The organism is Salmonella sp. JXY0409-18 (assembly GCF_020268625.1).
GTDB classification, from domain to species: Bacteria; Pseudomonadota; Gammaproteobacteria; order Enterobacterales; family Enterobacteriaceae; genus Salmonella; species Salmonella enterica.
The window spans coordinates 2970776-2996539 of the sequence record NZ_CP084216.1; the positions used below are offsets into that span (position 1 = coordinate 2970776).

Consider the following 25764-nt stretch of genomic DNA (forward strand, 5'->3'; position numbering starts at 1 on the left):
ATTTTCTTCAGTTGTGATTAAACTAGCTACCCCATTGATGTTTTGAGTTTTTCGACAATCCCGTTAGTCAAAGCCTGTCACTGTTTTTCATTCCTGACTGACTTAGCCCTTACTATTGCACTGAAATTCTCAAAAGCGAGCCATGGTAACGATGACTCGCTGCCGATCGACACATTGTCAGGACGCCGCGATAAACAACTCGCGTAACTGGTGCAACTGGTCGCGAATTTGCGCGGCTTCTTCAAACTCCAGATTTTGCGCGTGCTGCATCATTTGCCCTTCCAGTTCATGAATTTTCTGCTGCAACGCTTTCGGCGTCATATCCAGTTCGACAATTCCGGCTTTTGCCGTAGAACGGCCCTTGCCTTTCCCCTTCGCTTTGGTTTTCGCAATGTTCTGCCCCAGCGCCAGGATGTCGACCACTTTTTTATTCAGCCCCTGCGGAGTGATACCGTGCTCTTCGTTGTACTTCTGCTGCTTCTCGCGACGTCGCTCGGTTTCGCCAATCGCCTTCGCCATCGACGGCGTGATTTTATCGCCATACAGAATCGCTTTACCATTAACGTTACGCGCCGCGCGTCCTATGGTCTGAATCAGGGAGCGCTCGGAGCGCAGGAAGCCCTCTTTATCGGCGTCCAGAATCGCCACCAGCGAGACTTCCGGCATATCCAGCCCTTCGCGCAGCAGGTTAATCCCCACCAGAACGTCAAACTCGCCCAGACGCAAATCGCGGATGATTTCCATGCGCTCCACGGTATCAATATCTGAGTGCAGGTAACGCACGCGCTCGCCGTGTTCTTCCAGATATTCGGTCAAATCTTCCGCCATCCGTTTGGTAAGCGTAGTGACAAGGACACGCTCATTAATGGCCGCACGCTGACGAATTTCGGACAGCAGATCGTCCACCTGGGTCGCCACCGGACGCACTTCAATAATCGGGTCCAGCAGCCCGGTCGGTCGCACGACCTGATCCACCACCTCATCACCAGATTTTTCCAGCTCATAGTTGCCGGGCGTGGCGGAAACATAGATAGTTTGCGGCGCTAAGGCTTCAAACTCCTCAAACTTCAGCGGACGGTTATCCAGCGCCGAAGGCAGACGGAAGCCATACTCGACCAGCGTCTCTTTGCGCGCCCGGTCGCCGCGGTACATGCCGCCTATCTGCGGGATGGTGACATGAGACTCATCCACCACCAGCAGTCCGTCGGCGGGCAGATAATCGAACAAGGTTGGCGGCGGTTCGCCCGGCCCGCGGCCCGACAGAAAGCGGGAATAGTTTTCAATGCCTGAGCAGTAGCCCAGCTCGTTCATCATCTCTAAATCGAACTGCGTGCGCTGGCTTAATCGCTGCTCTTCAAGCAGCTTATTATTCGCCAGCAAGACCTTACGCCTGTCCGCCAGCTCATCTTTTATCTCTTCCATCGCCTGCAGAATACGCTCGCGCGGCGTCACGTAGTGCGTTTTGGGATAGATAGTATAACGTGGCACCGTTGACTCTACCTGCCCGGTTAACGGGTCGAACAGCGACAGGCGTTCCACTTCTTCATCAAACAGCTCAACGCGTAGCGCGATATCGTCAGATTCAGCCGGGAAGATGTCGATCACTTCGCCGCGCACGCGAAAGGTACCACGCTGAAAAGCTTGATCGTTACGGGTGTATTGCAATTCCGCCAGCCGACGCAAAATCGCGCGCTGGTCAATCAGCATTCCCACCGTCAGATGCAGCATCATTTTCAGGTAGAGATCCGGATCGCCCAGACCGTAAATCGCGGACACGGAAGCCACCACCACGACATCGCGTCGCTCAAGCAACGCTTTCGTTGCCGACAACCGCATTTGCTCAATATGTTCGTTTACCGAAGCGTCTTTTTCGATAAACGTATCCGAACTTGGCACATACGCTTCCGGCTGATAGTAGTCATAGTAGGAGACGAAATACTCCACCGCGTTTTCCGGGAAAAACTCTTTCATTTCGCCGTAGAGCTGCGCCGCCAGGGTTTTATTGGGCGCAAGCACCATCGTTGGCCGCTGCAAGTCCGCAATGACGTTGGCAATGGTGAATGTCTTCCCGGAACCGGTCACGCCCAATAACGTCTGATGCGCCAGCCCGTCCTCCAGCCCTTCTTCCAGACGACGTATAGCGTCCGGCTGATCGCCAGAAGGTTTAAAAGCGGAATTCAGTTTGAACGGTTTACTCATGAGCGGCTACCTGAAGGAGTGAGCGGGCAGGGGTGTAATTTTACTCTCGACGGTGAATATTGCCAATAAAAAATACTGGATGAAAAAACAGTAACACTCCAGTGTATAATGGCTATCGGCAGATACCCCACGCTATTTAGAGGTAAAACATAGACAGTCGCGGGGTAAAATTCCAGCAGTGTGCTGGTTATCCCCAGACCAGAGTCTTTTTTAACATTTGTCAAGTCGGATGATGAAAGTTTTATGTCAACGTATCCCCCTTCCTTTACAACCATTGATTTTATATAACTTGCTGTCTAGAAAGGGATATTTTCTCAAGCCGTCTTTCGCGCCAATTTAGTCGCAGGCCGCGTCGCCTCTCGCTTACGTTGTGTTTTCTAACTCTAATACACAAGGTTATCCACAGGAATAGTGGATAACTGCTTCCAGCCCGTATCCCCTGCCGCCTGGCAAAATCAGCCCTTGACGTTTTCGCCGGGCGATAAAAAAAAATTATCGCTATTTTTGGCAGATTATTGGCTAACGAGAAGGGAAAAATTGAGGCGTAGACGCTCACATTTTGCACATTTTTAGCATGGAGACGTCAGGAGGTTCTGGCGAAAGAACAGCAGGATCGTCAGATCCTGCAAGAAGGCGGTTTTTAAGCGCGGTCAGGCGCGTTCCAGGGGGCTAAGGTCCAGATACTGTCCTGTCGCCGCCTGCGATGGAGAAACGCCCAGCCACGGGATTTCCCCTAACAGCGGGGCCGGTATGACGCGGCGAAGCGTCGCGAGATATTCACCATGACGCGCGCCCGGCGGCTGTATGTCGTTGGCTATCCATCCGACAAGTGGTAATCCGGCCTGTTCTACCGCCAGTGCCGTCAGCATGGCGTGATTAATACAGCCCAGCTTGACGCCAACAACCAGAATCACCGGCAGCTGCTCCGTCTGTACCCAGTCGGCAAACGTCAGCGTGGCAGAGAGCGGTGTAAACCAGCCGCCCGCCCCTTCTGTCAACACCCAGTCTGCCTGCGCCTCCAGCGTTCGCAATCCGCGTGATAATACCGCCGCGTCTATCGCCCGGCCTTCGTCGGCGCTAACGATGTGGGGAGAGGTAGGCTCGGCAAAAGTATAAGGATTGATAGCGGAATAAGGTTGCGGGAGGCTGCTGTTACGCTGCAAGGCCAGGGCATCGCTATTGCGTAGCCCGTCGGTTGTCATTTCGCTGCCGGAAGCGACGGGCTTATAGCCTACGGTTTGATAACCTAACTGCGTTGCGGCCTGCAATAAGGCGCAACTGGCAACCGTTTTACCGACTTCAGTATCAGTACCGGTCACAAAATAGCGTTTAGTCACGTTCAATCACTCCCATAAAAAGATGGTACGTCAGCGGATATTTCCCCTGCCGCTGCGGCCATGCCAGTTGAATCTGTCTAAGCCGGGCGCGGGTTAATACATCCGACTCCCGCCCTTCATGAAGATGGGTGGCGCCAATGCCTTTAAGCGAGCGCATCGCACTCAGGGCATCCTCAAACCACAATGTCATCGCCTGAGTATGACGAGACGCCCGCCAGCCGCGCAGCGCGTGGTCAATGGCCTCTTCCGGCAAAAAGCTATTCGCGTGAGCGCGATTATCGACGGCCTGCCATGCCTGACGCAGCTCCGGCAACGACCCCTGGCACAAGGTGGTAAACGCCACCACGCCGCCGGGCCGTACAACCCGATACAACTCGCTCAACGCATCACGTAAATCGCCGCACCACTGGACCGCCAGGTTGCTCCAGGCCAGGTCAAAAACTTCGGCGTCATGGGGAATCGCTTCGATATCCGCCAGCAAATAGTGATGCGCCGCCTGACGATCGCGCGCCTGTTGCAGCATCGCCAGCGAAAGATCCAGGGCGGTCACTTCGCTCCCCCGCTCTCGCCAGTAACGACTCATACGTCCAGGGCCGCAGCCTGCGTCCAACACACTGGCAAACTGGCGGCCTGCCAACAGCGTCAGTAGCGCATCCGCGCTGTGTTGCTGCAAAGAGGCGTGTTGTTCATATTGCGATGCGGCCCGGCCAAACGCCGCCGCAATAGCCTGCTTATTCACCTGCGCCATGCAGCACCTCCAGCAGACGGTCTATATCGCACGCTTCATGCGCCTGCGTTAACGTTAAGCGCAGGCGCGCCGTACCGACAGGCACCGTCGGCGGACGAATCGCCGTCGCCCAGCATCCTTGTTGACGTAGCGCCTCCGCCAGGCGCAATGCACGGCTGTTATCGCCCACGATTAACGGCTGGATGGCGCTATGGGCATTCAGTAGCGTAAATCGGGACGCGTTAACGCCGGCCCGAAAGCGCTGAACCAGAGCGGCGAGTTTTTCGCGCCGTTCACCACCTTCATCGCTACGGATCACCGCCAGCGAGGCGCTTAACGCCTGCGCCTGGGCGGGCGGCATACTGGTGCTGTAAACCAGATGGCGGGCAAATTGCAGCAGATAATCCGCGACGCTTTCCGAGCAGAGCACCGCTGCGCCGCTGACGCCAAACCCCTTACCGAAAGTCACTACCAGCAACTCAGGCTTCACCCCCCGTTGCCAGCAGGTGCCCCGCCCCTCATCGCCAGTCACGCCGATGCCGTGCGCATCATCAACCAACAGCCAGGCATGATGCCTGCGGGCAATGTGCTGGATTTCCGCCAGCGGCGCGCTGTCGCCGTCCATGCTGTATACACCTTCTGTCACCACCAGTTGCTGACCCACGCAGGGCGATTGCAGTAAACGCGACAGATGCTGCGTATCGTTATGGATAAAGCGGCGAAGCTGCGCCGGACTCAGATTAGCGGCCTCCAGCAGGGAAGCATGACTCAACCTGTCGGCCACAATCCGGTCATTTTTTTTCATTAAGGCGGTAATGACCGCCTGATTCGCCGCAAAGCCAGAGATAAACAGTAGCGCGCGTGGATATCCTAACCATTGCGCCAGTTCCTCCTCTAACGCCTGGTGCGCCACGGAATAACCGCTGATATGACCCGACCCGCCGCTGCCGACGCCAAAACGCATCGCTGCCTGTTGCCAGGCGCGAATAATCTGCGGGTGTTGACTTAAGCCGAGGTAATCATTGCTGGAGAAGTTAAGATACTGTCGCCCGTTAGCTACCAGCCAGCGTCCGGCGCCCTGCGACACCACATAGCGGCGGCGCAACGTATCCGTCGCCCGACGCGCCGTCAGCGCATCGTCGACGCGTTGTTGCCAACTCATAAGGCTGCCGCGTTGTAATAATCATCGGTGTCAGGCGTCATCAGCGTCTGCTCCAGACGTTGCTGCTGCTCGTTATCGCCCGCCAGCACCCTGGTCTGCTGCGGATTCAGCCCCAGCTTACGGAATAACTGCAGATCCTTGTCCTCTGCCGGATTTGGCGTAGTTAACAATTTGCAGCCATAGAAAATCGAGTTCGCCCCGGCCATAAAGCACATCGCCTGGGTCTGCTCGTTCATCTGTTCACGTCCTGCGGAAAGACGCACGTATGAGGTCGGCATCATGATGCGCGCCACGGCGATAGTACGAATAAAATCAAACGCATCCACGTCATCGTTATCCGCAAGCGGTGTGCCTTTCACCTTCACCAGCATGTTGATTGGCACGCTTTCCGGCGGCGTCGGCAGGTTCGCCAACTGCAACAACAGTCCGGCGCGATCGGTAACCGTTTCGCCCAGACCCACAATGCCGCCGGAGCACACTTTAATCCCTGCTTCACGGACTTTTTCCAGCGTGTCGAGGCGCTCCTGATAGGTACGGGTAGTGATGATATTGCCGTAAAACTCCGGCGAGGTATCGAGGTTGTGGTTGTAGTAATCCAGCCCGGCGTTAGCCAGACGCTGCGCCTGGCTCTCGTTCAACATACCGAGCGTCATACAGGTTTCCAGCCCCATCGCTTTGACGCCCTGTACAATCTGCTCCAGATAAGGCATATCGCGTTCATGCGGATTCTTCCAGGCCGCCCCCATACAGAAGCGGGTCGAACCGGCGTTTTTCGCTTTACGGGCGGAGTCCAGTACCTGCTCCACTTCCATTAAACGCTCGGCTTCCAGCCCGGTTTTATAGCGCGAGCTCTGCGGGCAGTATTTACAATCCTCCGGGCAGGCGCCGGTTTTGATGGACAGCAGCGTACTAACCTGTACCTGCTGCGGATCGAAATGCTGGCGATGAATTTGCTGCGCTTCAAACAGCAATTCCAGCAGTGGTTTTTCAAATAATTCGGTTACTTGCGACAGTGTCCAGCGTGGGTGGCGAGCCATCGGGCTTCTCCAAAATATGTTGTTTGTTTTTGATATGGTGTAGACTCGTAAACCTAAATCTTTTTAATTTGGTTTACAAGTCGATTATGACAACGGACGATCTGGCCTTCGATAAACGCCATATTTGGCATCCTTACACTTCCATGACCTCGCCGCTGCCGGTATATCCCGTTGAGCGGGCCGAAGGCTGCGAGTTGGTTCTCGCCTCGGGCGAACGCCTGATTGAGGGGATGTCCTCCTGGTGGGCGGCCATTCATGGTTATAACCACCCGCAATTGAACGCGGCGATGAAAGCGCAAATTGACGCCATGTCGCATGTCATGTTCGGCGGCATAACCCATCAACCTGCGGTGAATCTGTGCCGTAAGCTGGTCGCGATAACGCCTGAGCAGCTGGAGTGTGTCTTTCTGGCCGACTCCGGTTCGGTGTCGGTAGAAGTGGCCATGAAGATGGCGCTGCAGTACTGGCAGGCGCGGGGCGAATCGCGTCAGCGTTTTCTGACGTTTCGCCACGGTTATCATGGCGACACGTTCGGCGCGATGTCGGTGTGCGATCCGGATAACTCCATGCACAGCTTGTGGAAAGGCTATCTGCCGGAAAATCTGTTCGCGCCGGCGCCGCAAAGCCGGATGGATGGCGAATGGGATGAAAGCGACATCGCGCCATTTGCCCGCCTGATGGCCGCGCATCGCCATGAAATCGCCGCCGTGATTCTGGAACCTATCGTTCAGGGCGCGGGCGGGATGCGCATATATCATCCACAATGGCTCAGGCGTATTCGTAACATGTGCGATCGCGAAGGCATTCTGCTGATTGCCGATGAAATAGCCACCGGGTTTGGCCGTACCGGCAAACTGTTCGCCTGCGAGCACGCCGGGATCGCGCCGGATATTCTGTGTCTCGGCAAAGCCTTAACCGGCGGCACCATGACCCTCTCGGCAACGCTCACGACACGCCAGGTTGCAGAGACTATTAGCAACGGCGAGGCGGGGTGTTTTATGCATGGCCCGACGTTTATGGGGAATCCGCTGGCCTGCGCCGTCGCTTGCGCCAGCCTGACGCTGCTGGAAAGCGGCGAATGGCGTCAGCAGGTGGCGTCTATCGAGTCTCAGTTACACGCTGAGTTAGCCCCCGCGCAAAGTTCTCCCTGGGTGGCGGATGTGCGGGTGTTGGGCGCGATTGGGGTGGTTGAAACCACGCATCCGGTCAATATGGCGGCGCTTCAACGCTTCTTCGTCGGGCAAGGCGTCTGGATCAGGCCGTTCGGCAAGCTAATCTACCTGATGCCGCCCTACATTATTCGTCCGGATCAACTGCGCTGTTTGACCCAGGCGGTCAATGACGCGGTACACAATGAAACATTTTTTAGCCATTAATCAGCGGTAAGCGATGCTGCTTCTGGCTACACTTCTGGTGAGTCAAAAGGAGAGCGCATGAAACTTATCAGCAACGATTTGCGCGATGGAGATAAACTTCCTCATCGCCACGTTTTTAACGGTATGGGCTATGATGGCGATAATATTTCGCCGCATCTGGCCTGGGACGACGTGCCGATGGGCACCAAAAGTTTTGTCGTGACCTGTTACGATCCCGACGCGCCGACCGGCTCCGGCTGGTGGCACTGGGTGGTGGTGAACCTCCCGGCGGATACGCGCGTACTGACCCAGGGGTTCGGCTCAGGCCTGGTGGCCGTACCAGACGGCGTCATTCAGACGCGTACCGATTTCGGTAAAGCGGGCTACGGCGGCGCGGCGCCGCCTAAAGGGGAAACGCACCGCTATATCTTTACGGTTCACGCGCTGGACGTCGAGCGTCTTGAGGTTGATGAAGACGCCAGCGGCGCGATGGTCGGCTTTAACGTGCATTTCCATTCGCTCGCCAGCGCCTCGATCACGGCGATGTTCAGTTAAACGCTGTGCCGGATGGCGGCGTAAACGTCTTATCCTGCCAACGGGTTGGGTAAGCCGAATACGCGCCTCGCCATCCGGCAGCATTCACATAAAGTCCGGCACCAGACGCTGTAACGCGCCTTGCGCCAGCAGCGCCGTCGCACACTCAATATCGGGTGCGAAAAAACGATCCTGCGTATAGTGCGCCACCCGCTCGCGTAGTGTCTGCCGCGCCTGTTCCAGTAACGGGCTGGAGGTTAACCCTTCCCGTAAATCTATCCCCTGACAGGCAGCCAGCCACTCCACGGCAATGATGCCGCGGGTATTCGCCGCCATTTCCCAGAGTCGCCGTCCTGCCGCCGGGGCCATTGAGACATGATCTTCCTGATTCGCCGAGGTCGGCAGGCTATCCACGCTGTGCGGGTGCGCCAGCGCTTTATTCTCGCTGGCGAGCGCTGCGGCGGTGACCTGGGCAATCATAAAACCGGAATTAACGCCGCCATTTTTCACCAGAAACGGCGGTAACTGCGACATATGTTTATCCATCATCAGCGCAATGCGCCGCTCCGATAGCGCGCCGATTTCCGCTATCGCCAGCGCCAGATTATCCGCCGCCATGGCAACCGGTTCAGCATGGAAGTTACCGCCGGAGATCACCTCCCCCGCATCGGCAAAGACCAGCGGATTATCGGACACCGCGTTGGCCTCAGCCAGCAGTACCTCTTTCGTCTGACGTAACTGGGTCAGACAAGCGCCCATTACCTGCGGCTGGCAGCGAAGGGAATACGGGTCCTGAACTTTATGACAGTGGTGATGTGATTCAGCAATGGCGCTGGTATCGGTCAGCAGATGCCGGAACAACCGCGCGACGTCAATTTGCCCCTGTTGTCCGCGCGCGGCATGAATGCGCGCATCAAAAGGACGGCGCGATCCTAGTACGGCTTCGGTAGTCAGCGCGCCGCAGACAACGGCGGAGGCAAATAACTCCTGTGCCTCAAACAAACCACGCAGCGCGAAGGCCGTCGACGCCTGGGTGCCGTTAAGCAGCGCCAGCCCCTCTTTGGCCGCCAGCGCGACAGGCTCCAGTCCGGCCTTTTTTAGCGCCGTCTGCGCCGGAAGCCATTCGCCCTGCCAGCGCGCTTTTCCTTCGCCAAGCAGCGTCAGCGACAGATGCGCCAGCGGCGCTAAGTCGCCCGACGCGCCAACCGACCCTTTTGCCGGAATCAGCGGATACACGCCGGCATTCACCAGAGCGATGAGCGCTTCTATCACGCTCAACCGAATCCCGGAAAACCCGCGCGCCAGACTATTGATTTTCAATACCATGATCAGACGCACCATCGCGTCATCCAGTGGGTCGCCTACGCCCGCGGCGTGAGACAGCACCAACGATCGCTGTAGATTTTGCAAGTCTTCATCAGCGATGCGCGTCTGCGCCAGCAGGCCGAAACCGGTGTTGATGCCGTAGGCGGTACGCCCTTCGGCAACGATATCATTGACGCACGCGACGCTGGCGTTAATGCCGTCAATGGCGCTGGCGTCCAGCCGAAGCTGTACCGGATGACGCCAGACATCGTACAGTTGAGAGAGGCTTAACTGCCCCGGAGTGAGTGTTATGGTGTTCATATCAGCCTTTCCCCTGCGTCGCCGCAACCATCGGTAAATTCAGACCTTGCTCAACAGCGCATTCCACCGCGAGATCATATCCGGCATCGGCATGGCGCATGACGCCCGTCGCCGGATCGTTGTGTAACACGCGGCGAATACGCGCGGCGGCCTCGTCAGTGCCATCACAGACAATCACCATACCGGCGTGTTGCGAAAACCCCATCCCCACCCCGCCGCCATGATGGAGCGATACCCATGTCGCCCCGCTGGCGGTATTCAGCAACGCATTTAACAGCGGCCAGTCGGAAACCGCGTCGGAACCGTCGCGCATCGCTTCGGTTTCACGGTTAGGGCTGGCGACAGAACCGGAATCCAGGTGATCGCGGCCAATCACAATAGGCGCGGATACCTCACCGCAACGCACCATTTCGTTGAACGCCAGCCCCAGTTTTTGCCGCCACTCCAGACCTACCCAGCAGATACGCGCCGGTAGCCCCTGAAAATGAATGCGCTCGCGCGCCATATCCAGCCAGTGATGCAGATGTTTATCCTCAGCCACTATCTCTTTGACTTTGGCATCGGTTTTATAGATATCCTGCGGATCGCCGGACAGCGCCACCCAGCGAAACGGCCCGATGCCACGACAGAACAGCGGACGAATATAGGCTGGCACAAATCCCGGAAAATCAAAGGCGTTTTCCACCCCCATCTCTTTCGCCATCTGGCGAATATTGTTGCCATAGTCAAAGGTCGGCACGCCCATTTGACTGAACGCCAGCATCGCCCGAACATGCGCCGCCATGGAACGTTTCGCTGCCTGCATCGTCCCGTGGGGATCGGATTGCGCGTTTTTCTGATACTCCTCCCAGCGCCAGCCGGAGGGTAAATAGCCATGTAGCGGATCGTGGGCGCTGGTCTGATCGGTCACCAGGTCCGGGCGCACGCCGCGATTAACCAGTTCCGGCAGGATATCCGCCGCGTTCGCGCACAGGGCGACGGACACGGCTTTCCCCTCGCGGGTGTAGCGCGTAATGCGGGCCAACGCGTCATCCAGCGTGGCGGCCTGCTCATCCACGTAGCGAGTACGCAGACGAAAATCGATACGGCTTTGCTGGCATTCAATCGTCAGCGAACACGCTCCGGCCAGCGTCGCGGCTAGCGGTTGCGCGCCGCCCATGCCGCCCAGCCCGGCGGTCAGCACCCAGCGTCCCGCCAGCGTGCCGTTATAGTGCTGACGCCCCGCCTCGACAAAGGTTTCGTATGTTCCCTGCACGATTCCCTGGCTGCCGATATAGATCCAGCTTCCGGCCGTCATCTGACCGTACATCGCCAGCCCTTTCGCATCCAGTTCGTTAAAATGTTCCCATGTCGCCCAGTGGGGAACCAGGTTGGAGTTGGCGATTAATACCCGCGGCGCGTTGTCGTGCGTTTTAAATACGCCGACCGGTTTGCCAGACTGAATAAGCAACGTTTCGTCCGCCTCCAGCCGGGTGAGCGCATCAACAATAGCGTCATAGCATTCCCAGTTGCGCGCGGCGCGACCAATCCCGCCGTAGACCACCAGCTCATGCGGATTTTCCGCCACGTCAGGATCGAGATTATTCATTAACATCCGCAGCGGGGCTTCTGTCAGCCAGCTTTTCGCCGTTAATACCGTGCCTCTGGGCGCGCGGATAGTCTGCTGACGATACTTGCTTTCAGGCATAGCAATGACTCCTCATTATTATCGATCTGCCATCGCCAAATAACGCTAAAACGCCACTATCAGGCACCGCCGCAGACCCACAGATAAGAATCAGACATATACTTGTCTATACAAGTAAGCACAAGAATAGAATTAACAAAAATAATACAATTTTGTTATATTGTGTCAGCAATCACGTTTTCCGGCAGCAGTCCGCTCAGGAGATAAATCGTCCCTGTAGCCGGTAGCGCGACCCGGGGAAAAGTAAGCGGGCGTGAGAAACAATCCGCGACGCGGACCAGGTTGTACGACGAATGAGCAGACAAGGCTCATGCTCTTTGATAGTTAACCACGCGCACTCTTGCGCCGTGGCGCGCACCGCCTCCACAATATGTTCCCCTTCCGTTAGCGGCGCGATCCGCGACAAATAAGCGTGCGGCGTGGTCTGACGGTAATCCTGCGTCAGATAATCCACGGCAATATCCGCATTCACGCAGCGATCTTCAATTTGTACCGGCAGATCGTTTTCATAATGCACCATGATGGAATGGAAAATGACATCGCTCTCATTGACGTTGAGAGCGCTGGCCTGGATGGCGTTTGCCCGCACGCGCTCCAGCGTGAGCACCTCACAACGATGCTGATGACGGCGGGCGGCAATCTCCTCGGCGATACTGCGGACTTCAAACAGCGCGGACTGGCCTTTTGGTTCGGCGACAAACGTCCCCACGCCCTGTAAACGCACCAGCCACCCTTCATCCGTCAGCTCACGCAGCGCCCGGTTGATGGTCATTCGGCTAAAGCCATACTGCGCGACCAGTTCAGCTTCCGACGGAATGCGATCGTGCGGCTGCCAGACGCCGTCGGCTATTTTTTTACAGATGTCCTGTTTCACCGTTTCGTAAAAAGGCGCAGGCGCAGAACGGGAGCGGGATGAATACATGCGTGAAGCCTTCCTTATGCGGATAGTGTTTTCCGGATGACAGATTAACGCCACCAGTGCGCGATTTGCCAGCCAAGCCGCGCCGCCACGCGCGCCGCTGCGCCATCTTCATCAAAGCGTGGATTAAATTCAACCAGATCCGCCGCCTGTAATTTTCCGCTGCGGCAAACCGGCTCAATTAAACGCAGAACCTGTATCAGTGGCACGCCCAGCGCTGCGGGAGCGGAGACGGCCGGCATTTCCCAGACAGGCAATACGTCGAGATCGATAGTCAGATAAATTTTATCCACCTTGTCGATAAACTGCGTCATCTGCGCCAGCGCGTCATGGCAGTCCAGATCCTCCACCACGGTAACATTCCGCCACTGCGTTTCCCGCCACAACGCCTGCGTATTGGCCGCACGGCTCACGCCGAAACAGGCATAATGAAACGCGCGGCTCTGCGCGTCGCATAGCTGCGCCAGTTGACGAAACGGCGTACCGGATGTTGCCCGGTCGGTCTGACGGAGATCCAGATGCGCATCAAGATTAATGATCCCTACGCTTTCCTGCGCAAACACGTCCAGCACCCCCGCGCCGTGTCCAAACGCGGTTTCATGCCCGCCGCCCAACACCAGCGTGCGCATCCCGGCCCGCAGGCAGCGGCTTACCGCATCGCGCAAGGCCTGCTGCGCGCCTTCCAGATCGGGCGTCGGCGCAACCCAATTGCCTAAATCCACCAGCCGTTCATGTCCCTGGTGGCTGGCCATATTCGCCAGCGCTTTACGCAACGCGTCCGGGGCGCCTGCCGCGCCGGGACGCCCTGCATTGCGTTTTACCCCCTCGTCGCAGGCAAATCCCATTAACGCGATCTTTTGCTGCCAGTTTTCGGGGGAAAAGGTCTCGCTGCGCGTGACGGTCTGAAACAGACGCCGCGCATCCGGCGCTTCTATACTGTCATCGCGCCCCTGCCAAAGCGCCGGAGAAGCCGGATACCATTGCGTCATGAGATTTTTCCTCTGTATACCCGCTGATATAAAGGGTTACGCCCCGGCTCATACACTATCTCTACCGGCTGTTCAGCATCCCATACCACAAAATCCGCCCGGTAGCCGGCCCTGATCTGCCCATGCGTCGCCTGTCTTCCCAGCGCGCGAGCGGCATGGCGAGTAACGCCCGCCCATGCCTCTTCCGGCGTCAGACCAAACTGTACGCAGGCCATATTCATCGCCAGATGCAAACTGCAAAACGGGCTGGTGCCGGGATTGAAATCGCTGGCGACGGCGACAGGCACCTGATAGCGGCGCAGCAGTTCGACCGGCGGGCGCTGCGTCTCGCGCAGAAAATAAAACGCGCCGGGCAACAACACGCCGACAGTACCGCCGTCACGCATCGCCGCGACGCCCGCTTCATCAAGATATTCGATATGATCCGCCGATAAACCCTGATAACGACTCACCAGCTGCGCGCCGCCCAACAGCGAAAGCTGCTCAACATGGCCTTTAACGGGAATACCTAACGCCTTCGCCGTCTGCAATACGCGCTCACTCTGCGCCACATTAAAGCCGACGCTCTCGCAAAAGAGGTCTACCGCATCAAATAACCCTTTTTGCCAGAGCTGCGGAATCATCGTCTCGCAGACCAGAGTGATGTAGCCGTCCGGGTCGTCACGATACTCCGCTGGCGTAGCATGAGCGGCAAGTAGCGTGGGGCTAATGTCGATAGCGTTTTCGGCGGCAAGTTTTGCAGCGACGCGCAACAGCTTTTCTTCTGTCGCCAGCTCCAGACCATAGCCGGATTTAATCTCCAGCAGCGTAACGCCTTCGCTGGCAAGGCGCATCATGCGTTCGCGCGCCAGCAGGTAGAGCGTCTCTTCTGCACAGGCGCGGGTTGCTGATACCGTCGCGTTAATGCCGCCACCCTGAGCGCTAATATGCTGGTATGACGCGCCGTTAAGCCGCTGTTCCCACTCTGCGGCGCGGTTACCGGCAAACACCAGATGCGTGTGGCAATCGATAAGTCCCGGGGTTACCAGTCGTCCCTGCATATCATGGATATTGTCCCCGCTGACAGGAAGCTGCGTCTCTGGCACGATATCGCAAATATGCCCTCCGCGTACAATCAGCGCCTGGTTATCCACCAGCCCGTACGGGGCTTGCCGCTGCGGGTCCATTGTCGCCAGCCTGATGTTTCGCCAGACAGTATCGCCCGGTAAAAGTTGCCGCATTCCTGTCGCTCTCTTGCCTGTCATGAGTTGTATAGACATTTATTTTCTTTCTGCTCCGGGTTGTCAACTCAAAGCGCGAAAGTTGTTGCTTAATTGTGATAAAACTATCTGATGCTACAGGTGTTTCCAGCCTGAAAAGGAACTTTTTACCTTTTCGCCTTCCCGTTTCGTTCAACTTAGTATAAAAAAGCAGAATACAGAACGTTAATATTCAATATAATCAATTATATACGATAAATTTTGATTGATTAATATACAACAAAACACGGTAAAATACGGCATTTCCAGTCACTAACAATCAATAACTTACACTACATTAGTGACCTGTAACAGAGCATTAGCGCAAGGTGATTTTTTGTCTTCTTGCGCTAATTTTTTGTCATAAAAACATGTCGCACTCCAAAGGCACACAAAGCCTTGCAAACCGATGCAAAGCTTTGTGTGTCTCATTTCTGTCTCACATCACCTAGCTATCATCAAACTCACAAGAGCGTGCATCGTTGATGATGTAGGTGATCACACCAAATATCGCATCCTGGATCGTGCACCGGCATCTCTTCGCTCCTTACTGTCTGCAAACCAGCAACGAACCATCACATGCCGTCAGTGAGGCATCAACGACAGGCAGAGCACCGCTAATGGTGCCTCGCGGTAGTGTTATGTAGCCGCTGGCCTCGATATGATGCGCTGGTCGAGTGATATGCGCTGCTCAACGTAATCTGCTGCTGGCGGTGGGAATCCCATTACTCACCGTAGATCAAGTGCATTTACATTGTCAGATTGTGATGAAGTTACCGTTATAATGCGGTAGATTGTGATGTTAATGAGTGTTAAAATGTCAATAGATTATTTTAATTAATTGGTAAAGATATGAGCAATGAAAATAAACTTCCTGATTCTGAGTACATCGCCAGTAGATTTTCTACGCCATTTATTGTTTGTGTAGTAGCAATATTATTAATATTTTTAATATTAATCATCTTTTTCTAAAGGTTCAGTATGATTATAATCTCATACATTACATTATGTTTATTGTTTGTTGTTTTCCTTTACGCCATTTCTGTCAAAGTAGAGGGAAAGATTGTAAATGTAATGGTTCCCTATTTAATAATAACTGTTCCAACACTATACATTTTTGAGGGTATATTTGTTTACCTTTCAGGCATTCAGGAATACAACTCAGAATATTTATTTTTCTATACTTGTTATGTGCTTTATATAGCATCATTCGTACTTTCATATCTTTACTCTCAAAGAAAGGAAGTAGATAGCGTTACAAAAATAAGTAATGATCCAAGGTACGTATTCTCATCTATTTTATTCACGCTACTTGCATTCTTTTTCTATCTTCCGGTTCTTATTGAGTTCAGAGAGTACATACTGATCCCTCGCAGGATTTATGAACTAACACGTACAGGGTATGGTATTTATTTTTATCCTTCATTAATGTTTTCACTGGTAGCTTCTATTTGTGCTTTTTTCACACACAAAAAATCAAAGTTATTTTGCGTTGCTATTGTTTTAATTAACTGCGTTCTTATATTCCTTCACGGCAACAAAGGACCTATATTTAGCATATTTATAGCATTTATTCTTTATCTTTCTTATATTGAAAATAAAAGAATTAGATTCATGTTCCTAGTTAAATCGTTTGCTGTCATAGCTTTCATTGTTACAGCATTTTTTGCTTATACTTTTACTGACGGAAACCCTATTGAGAACATGGCAAATTACTCTGACTATACCCGTAATGCTGTTCTGGTTGCATCATCAAACTTTGACTTCATGTATGGAAAGCTTTTGATGGAGAGCGAGGTTTACTCAAGGATTCCGAGAGCCATATGGCCTAGTAAACCTGATGATTTTGGCGCGTTGCATCTGGCAAAGGTATTCTTCCCTGATGCATTCTACAGAAATGAGGGTGCTCCAGCATTTGGTTACGGTGAGCTATATGCTGATTTTGGGCTCTTCACACCTGTCTGGCTTATTGTGTCAGGTGTATTTAAGGGTATTCTCGCAAAATATTTCTCCAATAAGACACAAGAGAATAAATCGGCTCATTATTTCATAATGTTCCTTTTTTGTATTGGCATAAGTATAATACCTGTAAGTATGGGCTGGCTTTTCCCTGAGCATTTAATGGTGGCATTTATGGTATACATTGCATCTTCTTTCGTATTTTTCAATAGAAAAAAGTTCGTTTTTCTTAAGAATAGTGCATAAATATCACGGCGGCTATGCCGCCGTTTTTATTTAGTTCTGAAGCGTGAAAGTTGTTCCTGTAAAGTCCGTAGGGTTTGCTGAATCATAATTACCTACGTAAATTACTTTTGATGCCCTAATAATAGCGCTTGAATTTCCTGATGTTGATTTTGTAGTAATCCCTTCAATGATATGCTTTTCACCTCCACTTATTCTTAATCCTGCCGATGTTACCCCCTGCGCTATACCTCCTCTGATGCGGATCATTTCCATATTATCGGATACATATAAGCCGCCATCTGTACCAATGAATTCAGTATTTTGGATGTCTATGCTGGAAGCAGAAACTACTCCTCCGTGACCGTTATTGGAAACGCAACGGCAATCATTCATTTTTGATTTAATATCAACAGCGTTTGAACCCGCAACAACTGTGTTCACACCCTCCCAGTAAAATCTATTTCCAACTGTGGTTGGAGATATAATGGATGCGTTGCGTAATGAACAGTTAACATAAGTTGCATCATCTCCGAACAAACTATATCCAATATATTTCCCTGAAAAATGAATGTTTTCTAGATAGCCAAACGTTCTAATAGAGAACATTTCTGGATTTTCCGAGTCAGTAATTACATCAACGTTTATTTCACCGTCAGTGCTGTTTTCAATGTATACCCCATGCCCTTTGCTGTTAGATGTTTGATCTTTTTTAATTATACCGTTTATTTTAAAGTTAGAGCAGTTACTCGCCCCCACCCCTGTATTAGCTGGCGATGTTGTGGAGCAGCCATAAACTGTAAAATGTGTAACCTGAATGAATGTACCCAATCCAGAACCGTCAACAGTTGCTGTGCCGTCTTGGTTATAACCGTTATTTGCACTTACGACACCAGTAATTATTAGATCAACTCTGGCTTGGACACCGCTGGTATTATTAACGTCTATGCCATCAGCCCTGTTTCTTGTAATAGTTCCGTTAGAGATAACACCCCGAATTGGCATTATACCAAAACCTGACCATGCAAGCTGAATTCCGGACATGGCATTGCCTGTAATGTCGAAATCTGTAACTACATAATCCTTACAGTTACTTGCAATGTATAATCCATTTCCAGCGTTCTCGCGGGAAACATATCCATCTATAACAAAACCGCTACAATCCCAAAATCTGGCGGCCTGAACCCAGTCATAATATCCAGTTGCTGGGATGAAACCTGATTTCTCAATCCTTACACCTGATAAAGTAAAGTGGTTGCAATACCTGAAGTGGTTGGCTGTAAGGTTATCGTTAATTCCGCTCCCAATATTAGAGCAACCAAGCTCAAAGTAATCACAGTTCTCTACGTAGAAAGCCTCCCGATAACGGTTATCGACGAACGAGCCTGTTAACTTCCACCCATCAGAATTGGTTATTTTGAATGTTGGATGTACGCCACCATCCTGGTCTTTACGATCAACTGCACCAGGAGCAGGCTTGGCTGAAATATTGACTACGCTGCCATTGATGTGGCCATTCCAGTTATCTTTGCTGTCGATAACCACAGAACTTACGCCAACATTTGTTAGGTCAATAACCCACTTATATTTAGTCCCTGATGCAGCGATAAGCCGTTCTATTGCCGCTTTGTTATCCGTGCCGGTATTTCCGTTCCAGTCACCTACTGCACCTGCCCATGAGGCGTATAATTCTCCATTAGTCTCGCGTACCAATCTTGTTCCATCATTTGTTACAAATACCCTTACGCCATCATCAAGGGCCGTACTTGTTGCAGAAGCATATAGAATTCCGCCACCCTCTCCTGGGCTGCTGGAATAATATCCAAGAAGTTGAACTTTTTTCCCGGCGGGAACGGATAATGTGCGCAAAGTCTCCACGTCAGGACATACGCCGACATAAGAAAGGCCTGCGCTACTTGCCAGGGAATTTTTGCTGACTTTATTCTGTACATCAGCAGCAACGCTGGTCATTGTTCCGTATGGAGAACCAATGAGGTCTGACCCGGTCGATTGGGCAAGTTCAGCTAAAATGTCATCATTTAGTCTAATCCAGTTTATCAGAGTACTTGCCGGTGTCTGGCTCAGCATTAAAGAGAAGCCAAGATCGGTTCTTTTCGCCACATCACCAGCATTTGCATTAAGAGCAAGCATTTCTGCCTGGTTTGAAACAACAAAGATATGAGATATTGCAATAGATGGAATCTGTGACGCTGGTATTTTCCCATCGCTATCCAGGAGTGCAAAATCGGTTAGTGGTTTAACGGATGAATTTCCATCCTCATCAAAGATAAGAGCTTTTTCTTTTCTGTCTATTGCTGCAGGGAGAGGGCTAGTCAATTCACCTGTTGGCACACGAATACATTGCCCTACCGCTGCAGCAGCCGCATTACCGGCTGTTTGAGAAGACTCAAAAGCACTCAATGCAGAGGAAGATGCAGAATTGGCATATTCCTGTGCATTGGAAGAGTTAGTTGCTGATAAAGATGCCGACTGCGCAGATGCAGCTGCTGATGCTGCAGCTGCCGCTGCATAGTCTGGTGCGTTTTTAAGGTTATTTGCGTAAATGGCGCACTCGGCTGCTGACACGGCTGCATTTGCTGCGTACTGTTTCGCTTTCATTGTTTCTGATAGGCTCATAATCCACCGTTATTTAGTTTTACCACTCAATGATTGCGATGCCTGCGCCACCATCGCCACCTTTCCAGCCAACGTAACCACCCGATCCACCACCTCCGTTTAATCCTGATATTCCCGCAGATGTTCTTTTGCTTCCGCCCGGACCCAGCAGAGTTGGACCTCCAGAGCCAGGGACGCCAAATACAGCATCTTCACCGGATATTGCACCAGCACCACCGGCATACCCTCCAGACTTACCTCCCTCAGATGCTGTGCCTGGATTTCCTCCTATTCCTCCGTTTAGTGTTATTAATGAGCCAATGGTAGTAACACCACCATTGGCTCCAGCCAACCCAATTCCACCACCTGCTCCACCCTGGCCGATTGAAATACTTAATGTGTCGCCTGGGTTGACCTGAAAAGGTTGTTTAACGATCGTATGTCCTCCGCCACCTCCCTCACCGCTATTAGAAGAGGTATATCCACCACCACCACCACCGCCCCCGGCACTGGCCGATATGTAAAGCGTTGTAATTCCATCAGGGACTGTAAATGATCCATTGGAGGTGAATGTCTGGCATCCTCTCTGAATAGAGACATCACTCAAAATATTTGATCCATCACCTCGTATAAGAGTTGTTTTTTTCTGAGGGCACTGAACTCCAGTTCCTGTAAGTGTTTTCAGTGTCACCTGAAAGTTACCAGAGCAATTATTAATAACTCTCCATATTTTTACCCACGAAGGGAGGATGATATTAATGTTGGACGTTAATGAACCTGAAAGTATGAGAATATCTCTGGCTGCCTGAAGAGAATTCAGGGTAATACTTACCCCGGATAGTCCTGATATGTTTGTTGCCCCATAGAAACTTAATGGAACCCACCCGGTTGTTGATGAATCTGATGCTTCTGGATTAGTAGTGTTCCCATCTAAAAGATTTAGCCATTGTCCTGACAGGTTTGTTGCTGGAATTACAGCGCCTTGAGGATAGCCACCAATGGCTGTAGCAAATGCCTGGCTGAATGGATAAGCGCCACCTGCATCTCCCCATTGCTGTTTCAGTGTGCTTGTATATAAAACCCCATTCATATCCTTCCCTGATGGAGGAATGCCTCCGGCACTTAATGGCTGCATTGTTATTGGCGGGAAGCCTTTATCAAATGTGGCTGTTCCTGTATTATCTGTTGTTGTACTTGAATCAACGGCAATAACATTTTTAAGGCCATTAATCGCAAATGCTTTATTCAGGCGAGATGGAATATCAGAAGAGTTCATGTCATACCTGCTGAACAATATTAACTGTTACCCCAATTGGGGAAGGTAGCGCACCTGAGCTTTGCACAATGGCTAGCTCTGATGTGGAAAGTTGGAATTCAAAAACATAACTCATTACCATCTCTCCATCATTTCTGACGTAGCAGCGTCCTTTATCGCCAAACATGAAATTAAGTAGTTTGTTCAAATTTGGCATTGTACAGTCAGAAATATTCGCAGCCGCTTTCATCATGATCAGCTTCCTGTACACATCATTAGTGAGTGTCACAGTAGAAGTCAGAAGCTCGCCGGAATAGAAAGGTGCCTGGTTGAATGGCTGTGGATTATCAACGAGTATCGGATCTGATGATGCTTCATTGAAGCCGAAATATATTTTGTTCTCTGTCACCGTCAGCTGCCTGCTGACAACCACGATTTTCCCCCACACGTCCAACCCGTAGGTGTCTGCCGTCTGGATGTTCCATATCACGTCATAGAAATCATCAAGAAAACCTTCGATACCTACAGCTTTATTGAACGAGTAAATCAGGGATTTCAGTTTCGGGCTGTCTGCATATTGCGTCAGTATGGTATCCGCGACGTTTATCATGCCAGTGTCACCGATATGTTTGATGCATCCAGGGTTGGCACTTCATCAATGCCAAAGGATGCGGAAGTTTGATATGCTGTGCCGTCACGACTGATGGTGATACTGAAGATGTCGACATTTTCTGAGTCAATAGACTGCACGCCAGCATAGTAACGACCTGCATAAATAGTTGAGCCAATACGTGCTCTTGTTCCGCCATCCTCACCGTTAAATGCGCTGATAATAGCGCTCTGTACCAGTGTTGCGATATTTCCCGGAAGGGAATTATTGTTCGCAAGTTCAACTTTGAAATAAACACTTACGGCTGATGGTGTTTGCCACTTTATTTCGTATTCAGGATACGGCTGAACATAGTTAACATCGTCAACCACTGTGTGTGTTGTGTTGCCTACCATTGGCGGGCCAGGGGGAAGCTTTTGCCAGATCGCCTTTGCGATATCTGCAGACGTGCCACCGTACACGCATACATAGAGGGAGTGTGGATCCAGTGATACGTTGGTGATGCCCTTCGTGACTGTAAGACTTGTGTTGTTCTGCGTCACGTATGCATCAGTTACACCATTGACGGCCAGCACGTTTGCGTACACAGCCACAAGCTGATTGTTGGAGTTACCCGCTACCGATTGCTTACGGCGATACTCAAAGTTAGCCCGGCTTTCAACTTCATTACCCAGCACGCCTGCTGTCGCATTGGTAATTCCAGACCATCCCTGAATGGCACGGTAAATCGTGTTTAATGCACCAATCGGACATGCAATTGGTCCGGTCGCCTGATTCTGGAATACAATATTTACTGAACCAGAAGCAGGGATAACTGCATCCGCAAGGGAGTAATAAAGATAACCACTGGTGTCCTGAGCGATGCTGTTTGCAGGAATAACGGTGCCAACTAAACCAGTGCATGTTGCCGTTACAGTGGTGCCAATGGCAGGAAGGCGATCGATAAAGTAAATCTGCCCAATGGCGTCCTGCATACGACCTTCAGCAAAGTCAGGGTTAATCTGGTTAACCAGCCATGCCAGATTGTCGTTCTTGTCTCCGATGATTGCCGTGTCACTCATGGCAATCTGTCCCTGCGGAGTCGTCAGACTCTTACTCATCCCTCCGCCCATTGCGGTGTCAAGGTCAGTTAAACGCCCGTTGAGAATGTCGATCTCATCAGGAACGGCAATGCCGGTAGCGGAAAACGTGACAGAGGGGACGGCTGTGCTAACTGTTACTTCAGCCATTTGTTACCTCAGAATTGGATTGTGGTCTGAACGTTGTTCGTGTCTGTTATGGTCATCACGCCTGATGCAAGGCGATCTGCTTTGCCAACCGTAGTGGTGCAGAATGCTGACTGGACATACGGAAGCTTTTTGGCCTCTGTCGCCATCTTGGTGTTGATGAGTTGAGTTCCTGGCCAGTGACCGAGAATGCGCTCGTAATAAGGAATCCCCAGCGTGGTGTCATACCACGGCTCACCCATGAAGGTTGAGCAGGCGCACGCCACATCCTGCGCCACCGCATAAGGGTTGGTTGTTACCGCCATATTTCCTGTGTCATCCAGAGAGATATCCCACTTGTCAGTGAGAAGAAATGACCTGGTAAGCATATAAACTCCGGGCAATAAAAAACCCGCCGAAGCGGGTTAGTTCGATGGGGTGTCTGTGTTGTCGCTTCCTCGGTCTACGCCGCCGTGTTTGTGCGTGGATAGGTGGATTCCGTTGCCGGTTATCTCTCCTGTTGCAGTTATTGTTCCGCCGAATGTGGCATTTCCTGCGAAGCTTCCTGAACCCTGAGTTAGCTGACCATTGGCCTCAATAATCGGGGAGTTAAGTGAGATTTTATCCTCTGCATTGACCACTACTGTGTTGCCATTAATTTGCACCACAAGAGGTGAAACGATATCAATTCCGTCATTGGCAAACTTCACATACTGGCTTGGTTCGGCGTTCAACACCCCGCCGAGATAGATGGCGTCCGAGTAACTGTGCGTGCGATTCGACCCTGGCAATGCAGATTGCTTTGTCTTCTTAACTGCTGTGATATCTCGATCGCAAATGGCTATCAGACCGATGTCGCCTTCGACTGGAGGCATAATTACGGCACTGGCTCCACGCTGCAATCGCCATACCGGCACGCCGTGAATCGCTGAGTTCGGGATGATGTCTCCACCTCCAGTGAATCCCTGCACCATTGGCTTCACTGACACAACTTCTCCAGAATCACTAACCGAAGTTACGATCGCCAGCGTGATGAATGATTTGCCCATCAGGAACTGATGCATCAAAAACTGTTGCGAGTTCGCATCTGTTGCGGTGTCCTGAGGCCTGTTCGTAAACAAGTTCATTACTGCCTCACTGTCAGTTGTCCTATAGAAGCCCATACGATGGTCGACCATGGCCCGCCTTCTGTCCATGTCGACAGATGGTGAATAGCCGACTGGACGGTGTAGACACCGCTTCCATTTGGCAGGGATGTTTCCAGTTGAACCTTACGGCCGCGAAGTATCAGATCGCTGTACTGACATTGAAAATTAATGCCGTAGTTGCTGAATACCGGGTATCCAATAAGCCCATGCTGTGGTGAAACGAGCGGGATAGTTTCATCAATACTTCCTCCCTGCGGCCAGATATAAATAGCCCCAAGACGGAAATCTATTTCGATACCGGCGGCATGAGCACACTGCTGGATTTGTGTGATCGGATTACCTTCGAAATAAGGATTTTCCAGTTTTGCCAGCACACCATTATTTACTACCGTGTAACCGATGCTGGCTGCTATGGTGGTGATTATTTCAGCAACACTTGCAACACCTTCTTTAGAGAATGGTGCGGCGGTGATCGACTGATCGAACCCGGTAGAGAACGCGCTGATAATCAGTGGCGCATCCGGCATCTGATTGAGATCTGCGAAACAGTTAGTGATGGAACCAAAGAACACAGGCCGTCCATCTGCCCATACCTTCATCATGTTCTGTTTGGCCCCGTTAAGCTGAATACCCTTGTAGCTGAGCAATGCCATGTTATCGATGCTCAGGCCAAAAACTCGCGCTTCTAGTGTGGTTCCTGATATTCCGCCGTAAGCGCCTATTTCAACTTCTGCCTTGATGTTATCGATGGTAAGAATGTTATTTCCTGATTCATCGAATGCACCTTCTTTGAGCGTGAACTCAAATTTAAGCGAGCGTTTTTTGTAGGTCATGCCGCCATCTCTTCTTCAGTGGCGTAGAACAGTTTAAACCTCGTTCCAAGCTCATCATAAACAGGATCCAGACTTCCTTTGGTGTCAGCAAAGAAAATCTCACCTCTGAACTTCAGATAGGGGTAGCGAACTATTTTGTTGCAGTTCAGACAAAGAACTCCCTGGGCTATCCAGAGGTTATCAACGCCAACATCCATGAATAGACCAGTTGTTCTCTGCACGATCCGCAAAGTCACCGCCTGACCGTCGAGGTTAACGCTCACTTCCTGAGCCTTCAGCGGCTTGAGAGAGATGTTTTGCATCAGGATAGCCCCGCTACAAGTTCCCTGACCGTTGATGACAGGTTATTGATTGCTGACGTGGCCGCGCCGTTGATTGCACTTGTTGCGCCGGATGTGGCGGAACTCACAGCATTGCTTACTGACGTAGCGACGGCCGTCGATGCACTGGAAAGTGATTCTTTAAGCCCGGTCAAAGCGCCCTTCACATCTTCAAGTGTTGAATTTGTAGCTGTGGAGTTTGCCTTTTCTGTCACAGCGCTGGCAGCCTTGCTGTCTGCATTTGACGTTGTACTGCTATTGGCTGTGGTGCTGGTAAGGGTGACTTCTGCCTCCTGCAGCACAGACTGGAATATTGCCTCAACCGTCAGTAACGTTACATCCCGATCTGATGTTCGGTAGTTATATCGTATGAGGTCGTAATCCTCATATGTGGTGTCAGGCGTCTCGATATCGTACACCTGAGCATCAGCAACCATAGCATCCAGTGCGGCCAGCATGTCAGAACGACTGGTCAGTGTGAAATTTGTCAGGTTAGGAATGCTTCCGCTAAAACCTGTCCATCCCTCAAGCGTGAACAGCACTCTGATAACTGGCGGGCGCTTCACCTTGTTAAATGAGTTATAGGATCCATTCTCTATTGGCGCAGATACCACGGACGCATCCGCACCAAACTCAATGCCAAGAAAGGATGTCGGAGACAACGCCCTTAAGCCTGACTTCAGATAAATCCCGTAGCCAGGCGAAAGGGTGCTGTTAATTATTGAGAAGATATTCCCGCTGTTTATCGCGCTGAGAAGTGTTGTTTCATTCAGTGAGAAAGCCATA

General features: G+C 51.9%; 22 protein-coding genes and 1 pseudogene. 3 read left to right on the plus strand and 20 right to left on the minus strand.

Features of this window, described 5'->3' with window-relative positions; all coding sequences use genetic code 11:
* Positions 1-177: 177 nt before the first annotated feature.
* From uvrB to bioB, 5 genes are all read right to left on the minus strand, one after another.
* Entirely contained in the window at positions 178-2199 is a 2022-nt protein-coding gene (gene uvrB, locus LDB27_RS14415) for an excinuclease ABC subunit UvrB (protein WP_000042502.1), read from the minus strand.
* 650 nt (positions 2200-2849) lie between these two features.
* Positions 2850-3536, minus strand: a complete 687-nt coding sequence (bioD, locus tag LDB27_RS14420; protein ID WP_000167222.1) for a dethiobiotin synthase — start codon at positions 3534-3536, stop codon at positions 2850-2852.
* Entirely contained in the window at positions 3529-4284 is a 756-nt protein-coding gene (bioC, locus tag LDB27_RS14425; protein ID WP_000079904.1) for a malonyl-ACP O-methyltransferase BioC, read from the minus strand. Before bioC ends, bioD begins: the two co-directional genes overlap by 8 nt.
* Positions 4268-5425 (minus strand): 8-amino-7-oxononanoate synthase, encoded by a 1158-nt coding sequence (gene bioF / locus LDB27_RS14430; protein WP_001628673.1) that lies wholly within the window; start codon positions 5423-5425, stop codon positions 4268-4270. The genes bioC and bioF overlap by 17 nt, the downstream gene beginning before the upstream one ends.
* Positions 5422-6462 carry a biotin synthase BioB gene (bioB, locus tag LDB27_RS14435; protein ID WP_000090727.1) on the minus strand — a complete coding sequence of 347 codons (1041 nt, stop codon included), beginning with the start codon at positions 6460-6462 and terminating at the stop codon, positions 5422-5424. Before bioB ends, bioF begins: the two co-directional genes overlap by 4 nt.
* Positions 6463-6548: 86 nt before the next feature.
* On the opposite strand from bioB, the gene bioA reads away from it, so the two are divergent.
* Positions 6549-7838 (plus strand): adenosylmethionine--8-amino-7-oxononanoate transaminase, encoded by a 1290-nt coding sequence (gene bioA, locus LDB27_RS14440; RefSeq protein WP_000205509.1) that lies wholly within the window; start codon positions 6549-6551, stop codon positions 7836-7838.
* A gap of 57 nt (positions 7839-7895) precedes the next feature.
* A complete protein-coding gene (locus tag LDB27_RS14445; RefSeq protein WP_000767407.1) occupies positions 7896-8372 on the plus strand; it encodes a kinase inhibitor in 477 nt (158 codons plus the stop codon).
* Positions 8373-8456: 84 nt separating this feature from the next.
* Here LDB27_RS14445 and hutH read toward each other — a convergent pair whose 3' ends face one another.
* The 6 genes and pseudogenes from hutH to LDB27_RS14475 all read right to left on the minus strand — a co-directional run bounded on the left by hutH (position 8457) and on the right by LDB27_RS14475 (position 15536).
* Positions 8457-9977 (minus strand): histidine ammonia-lyase, encoded by a 1521-nt coding sequence (gene hutH, locus LDB27_RS14450; RefSeq protein WP_001092486.1) that lies wholly within the window; start codon positions 9975-9977, stop codon positions 8457-8459.
* A gap of 1 nt (position 9978) precedes the next feature.
* Positions 9979-11664 (minus strand): urocanate hydratase, encoded by a 1686-nt coding sequence (gene hutU, locus LDB27_RS14455; protein WP_001115217.1) that lies wholly within the window; start codon positions 11662-11664, stop codon positions 9979-9981.
* A 196-nt stretch (positions 11665-11860) separates the two neighbouring features.
* The gene (locus tag LDB27_RS14460; protein WP_000287407.1) at positions 11861-12586 is read right to left on the minus strand and encodes a histidine utilization repressor; all 726 of its coding nucleotides are present in this window, start codon (positions 12584-12586) and stop codon (positions 11861-11863) included.
* Positions 12587-12630: 44 nt separating this feature from the next.
* Positions 12631-13572 carry a formimidoylglutamase gene (hutG, locus tag LDB27_RS14465; RefSeq protein ID WP_000195685.1) on the minus strand — a complete coding sequence of 314 codons (942 nt, stop codon included), beginning with the start codon at positions 13570-13572 and terminating at the stop codon, positions 12631-12633.
* Positions 13569-14792 carry an imidazolonepropionase gene (hutI, locus tag LDB27_RS14470; RefSeq protein ID WP_001249491.1) on the minus strand — a complete coding sequence of 408 codons (1224 nt, stop codon included), beginning with the start codon at positions 14790-14792 and terminating at the stop codon, positions 13569-13571. Before hutI ends, hutG begins: the two co-directional genes overlap by 4 nt.
* A gap of 466 nt (positions 14793-15258) precedes the next feature.
* Positions 15259-15536: pseudogene (locus LDB27_RS14475) on the minus strand (LexA family transcriptional regulator).
* Positions 15537-15791: 255 nt separating this feature from the next.
* Between LDB27_RS14475 and LDB27_RS14480 the strand changes: the two are divergent.
* Complete coding sequence (locus LDB27_RS14480) at positions 15792-17015, plus strand: O-antigen polymerase (protein ID WP_001531176.1); 1224 nt, start codon at positions 15792-15794, stop codon at positions 17013-17015.
* 30 nt (positions 17016-17045) lie between these two features.
* Here the strand turns inward: LDB27_RS14480 and LDB27_RS14485 are convergent, their stop codons facing one another.
* The 9 genes from LDB27_RS14485 to LDB27_RS14525 are packed head-to-tail and all read right to left on the minus strand — an operon-like array spanning position 17046 to position 25763.
* On the minus strand, positions 17046-19610 hold the full coding sequence (locus LDB27_RS14485) for a hypothetical protein (protein ID WP_225519856.1): 2565 nt from the start codon (positions 19608-19610) through the stop codon (positions 17046-17048).
* 37 nt (positions 19611-19647) lie between these two features.
* Complete coding sequence (locus tag LDB27_RS14490; protein WP_225519857.1) at positions 19648-20883, minus strand: hypothetical protein; 1236 nt, start codon at positions 20881-20883, stop codon at positions 19648-19650.
* 1 nt (position 20884) lies between these two features.
* Complete coding sequence (locus LDB27_RS14495) at positions 20885-21472, minus strand: DUF2612 domain-containing protein (RefSeq protein ID WP_088389730.1); 588 nt, start codon at positions 21470-21472, stop codon at positions 20885-20887.
* Entirely contained in the window at positions 21469-22701 is a 1233-nt protein-coding gene (locus tag LDB27_RS14500) for a baseplate J/gp47 family protein (protein WP_088389729.1), read from the minus strand. Before LDB27_RS14500 ends, LDB27_RS14495 begins: the two co-directional genes overlap by 4 nt.
* 8 nt (positions 22702-22709) lie before the next feature.
* Entirely contained in the window at positions 22710-23066 is a 357-nt protein-coding gene (locus tag LDB27_RS14505) for a hypothetical protein (protein ID WP_088389728.1), read from the minus strand.
* A gap of 36 nt (positions 23067-23102) precedes the next feature.
* Positions 23103-23804, minus strand: coding sequence for a Gp138 family membrane-puncturing spike protein (locus LDB27_RS14510; protein WP_088389727.1), 702 nt, complete (start codon positions 23802-23804; stop codon positions 23103-23105).
* On the minus strand, positions 23804-24658 hold the full coding sequence (locus LDB27_RS14515; RefSeq protein WP_088389726.1) for a hypothetical protein: 855 nt from the start codon (positions 24656-24658) through the stop codon (positions 23804-23806). Before LDB27_RS14515 ends, LDB27_RS14510 begins: the two co-directional genes overlap by 1 nt.
* Positions 24655-24960, minus strand: coding sequence for a phage baseplate plug protein (locus LDB27_RS14520; protein WP_088389725.1), 306 nt, complete (start codon positions 24958-24960; stop codon positions 24655-24657). The genes LDB27_RS14515 and LDB27_RS14520 overlap by 4 nt, the downstream gene beginning before the upstream one ends.
* Positions 24960-25763, minus strand: coding sequence for a hypothetical protein (locus LDB27_RS14525; protein ID WP_088389724.1), 804 nt, complete (start codon positions 25761-25763; stop codon positions 24960-24962). The genes LDB27_RS14520 and LDB27_RS14525 overlap by 1 nt, the downstream gene beginning before the upstream one ends.
* Position 25764: the final 1 nt, after the last annotated feature.

Coding starts and splice junctions, on each gene's coding strand:
- LDB27_RS14495 (WP_088389730.1), bottom strand. CDS start 21,472: ATGATAAACGTCGCGGATACCATACTGACGCAATATGCAGACAGCCCG.
- LDB27_RS14445 (WP_000767407.1), top strand. CDS start 7,896: ATGAAACTTATCAGCAACGATTTGCGCGATGGAGATAAACTTCCTCAT.
- LDB27_RS14505 (WP_088389728.1), bottom strand. CDS start 23,066: ATGCTTACCAGGTCATTTCTTCTCACTGACAAGTGGGATATCTCTCTG.
- bioC (WP_000079904.1), bottom strand. CDS start 4,284: ATGGCGCAGGTGAATAAGCAGGCTATTGCGGCGGCGTTTGGCCGGGCC.
- LDB27_RS14515 (WP_088389726.1), bottom strand. CDS start 24,658: ATGACCTACAAAAAACGCTCGCTTAAATTTGAGTTCACGCTCAAAGAA.
- hutU (WP_001115217.1), bottom strand. CDS start 11,664: ATGCCTGAAAGCAAGTATCGTCAGCAGACTATCCGCGCGCCCAGAGGC.
- hutG (WP_000195685.1), bottom strand. CDS start 13,572: ATGACGCAATGGTATCCGGCTTCTCCGGCGCTTTGGCAGGGGCGCGAT.
- LDB27_RS14490 (WP_225519857.1), bottom strand. CDS start 20,883: ATGAACTCTTCTGATATTCCATCTCGCCTGAATAAAGCATTTGCGATT.
- bioB (WP_000090727.1), bottom strand. CDS start 6,462: ATGGCTCGCCACCCACGCTGGACACTGTCGCAAGTAACCGAATTATTT.
- bioF (WP_001628673.1), bottom strand. CDS start 5,425: ATGAGTTGGCAACAACGCGTCGACGATGCGCTGACGGCGCGTCGGGCG.
- LDB27_RS14460 (WP_000287407.1), bottom strand. CDS start 12,586: ATGTATTCATCCCGCTCCCGTTCTGCGCCTGCGCCTTTTTACGAAACG.
- LDB27_RS14480 (WP_001531176.1), top strand. CDS start 15,792: ATGATTATAATCTCATACATTACATTATGTTTATTGTTTGTTGTTTTC.
- LDB27_RS14510 (WP_088389727.1), bottom strand. CDS start 23,804: ATGAACTTGTTTACGAACAGGCCTCAGGACACCGCAACAGATGCGAAC.
- LDB27_RS14525 (WP_088389724.1), bottom strand. CDS start 25,763: ATGGCTTTCTCACTGAATGAAACAACACTTCTCAGCGCGATAAACAGC.
- LDB27_RS14520 (WP_088389725.1), bottom strand. CDS start 24,960: ATGCAAAACATCTCTCTCAAGCCGCTGAAGGCTCAGGAAGTGAGCGTT.
- hutH (WP_001092486.1), bottom strand. CDS start 9,977: ATGAACACCATAACACTCACTCCGGGGCAGTTAAGCCTCTCTCAACTG.
- uvrB (WP_000042502.1), bottom strand. CDS start 2,199: ATGAGTAAACCGTTCAAACTGAATTCCGCTTTTAAACCTTCTGGCGAT.
- LDB27_RS14500 (WP_088389729.1), bottom strand. CDS start 22,701: ATGGCTGAAGTAACAGTTAGCACAGCCGTCCCCTCTGTCACGTTTTCC.
- LDB27_RS14485 (WP_225519856.1), bottom strand. CDS start 19,610: ATGAAAGCGAAACAGTACGCAGCAAATGCAGCCGTGTCAGCAGCCGAG.
- hutI (WP_001249491.1), bottom strand. CDS start 14,792: ATGCGGCAACTTTTACCGGGCGATACTGTCTGGCGAAACATCAGGCTG.
- bioA (WP_000205509.1), top strand. CDS start 6,549: ATGACAACGGACGATCTGGCCTTCGATAAACGCCATATTTGGCATCCT.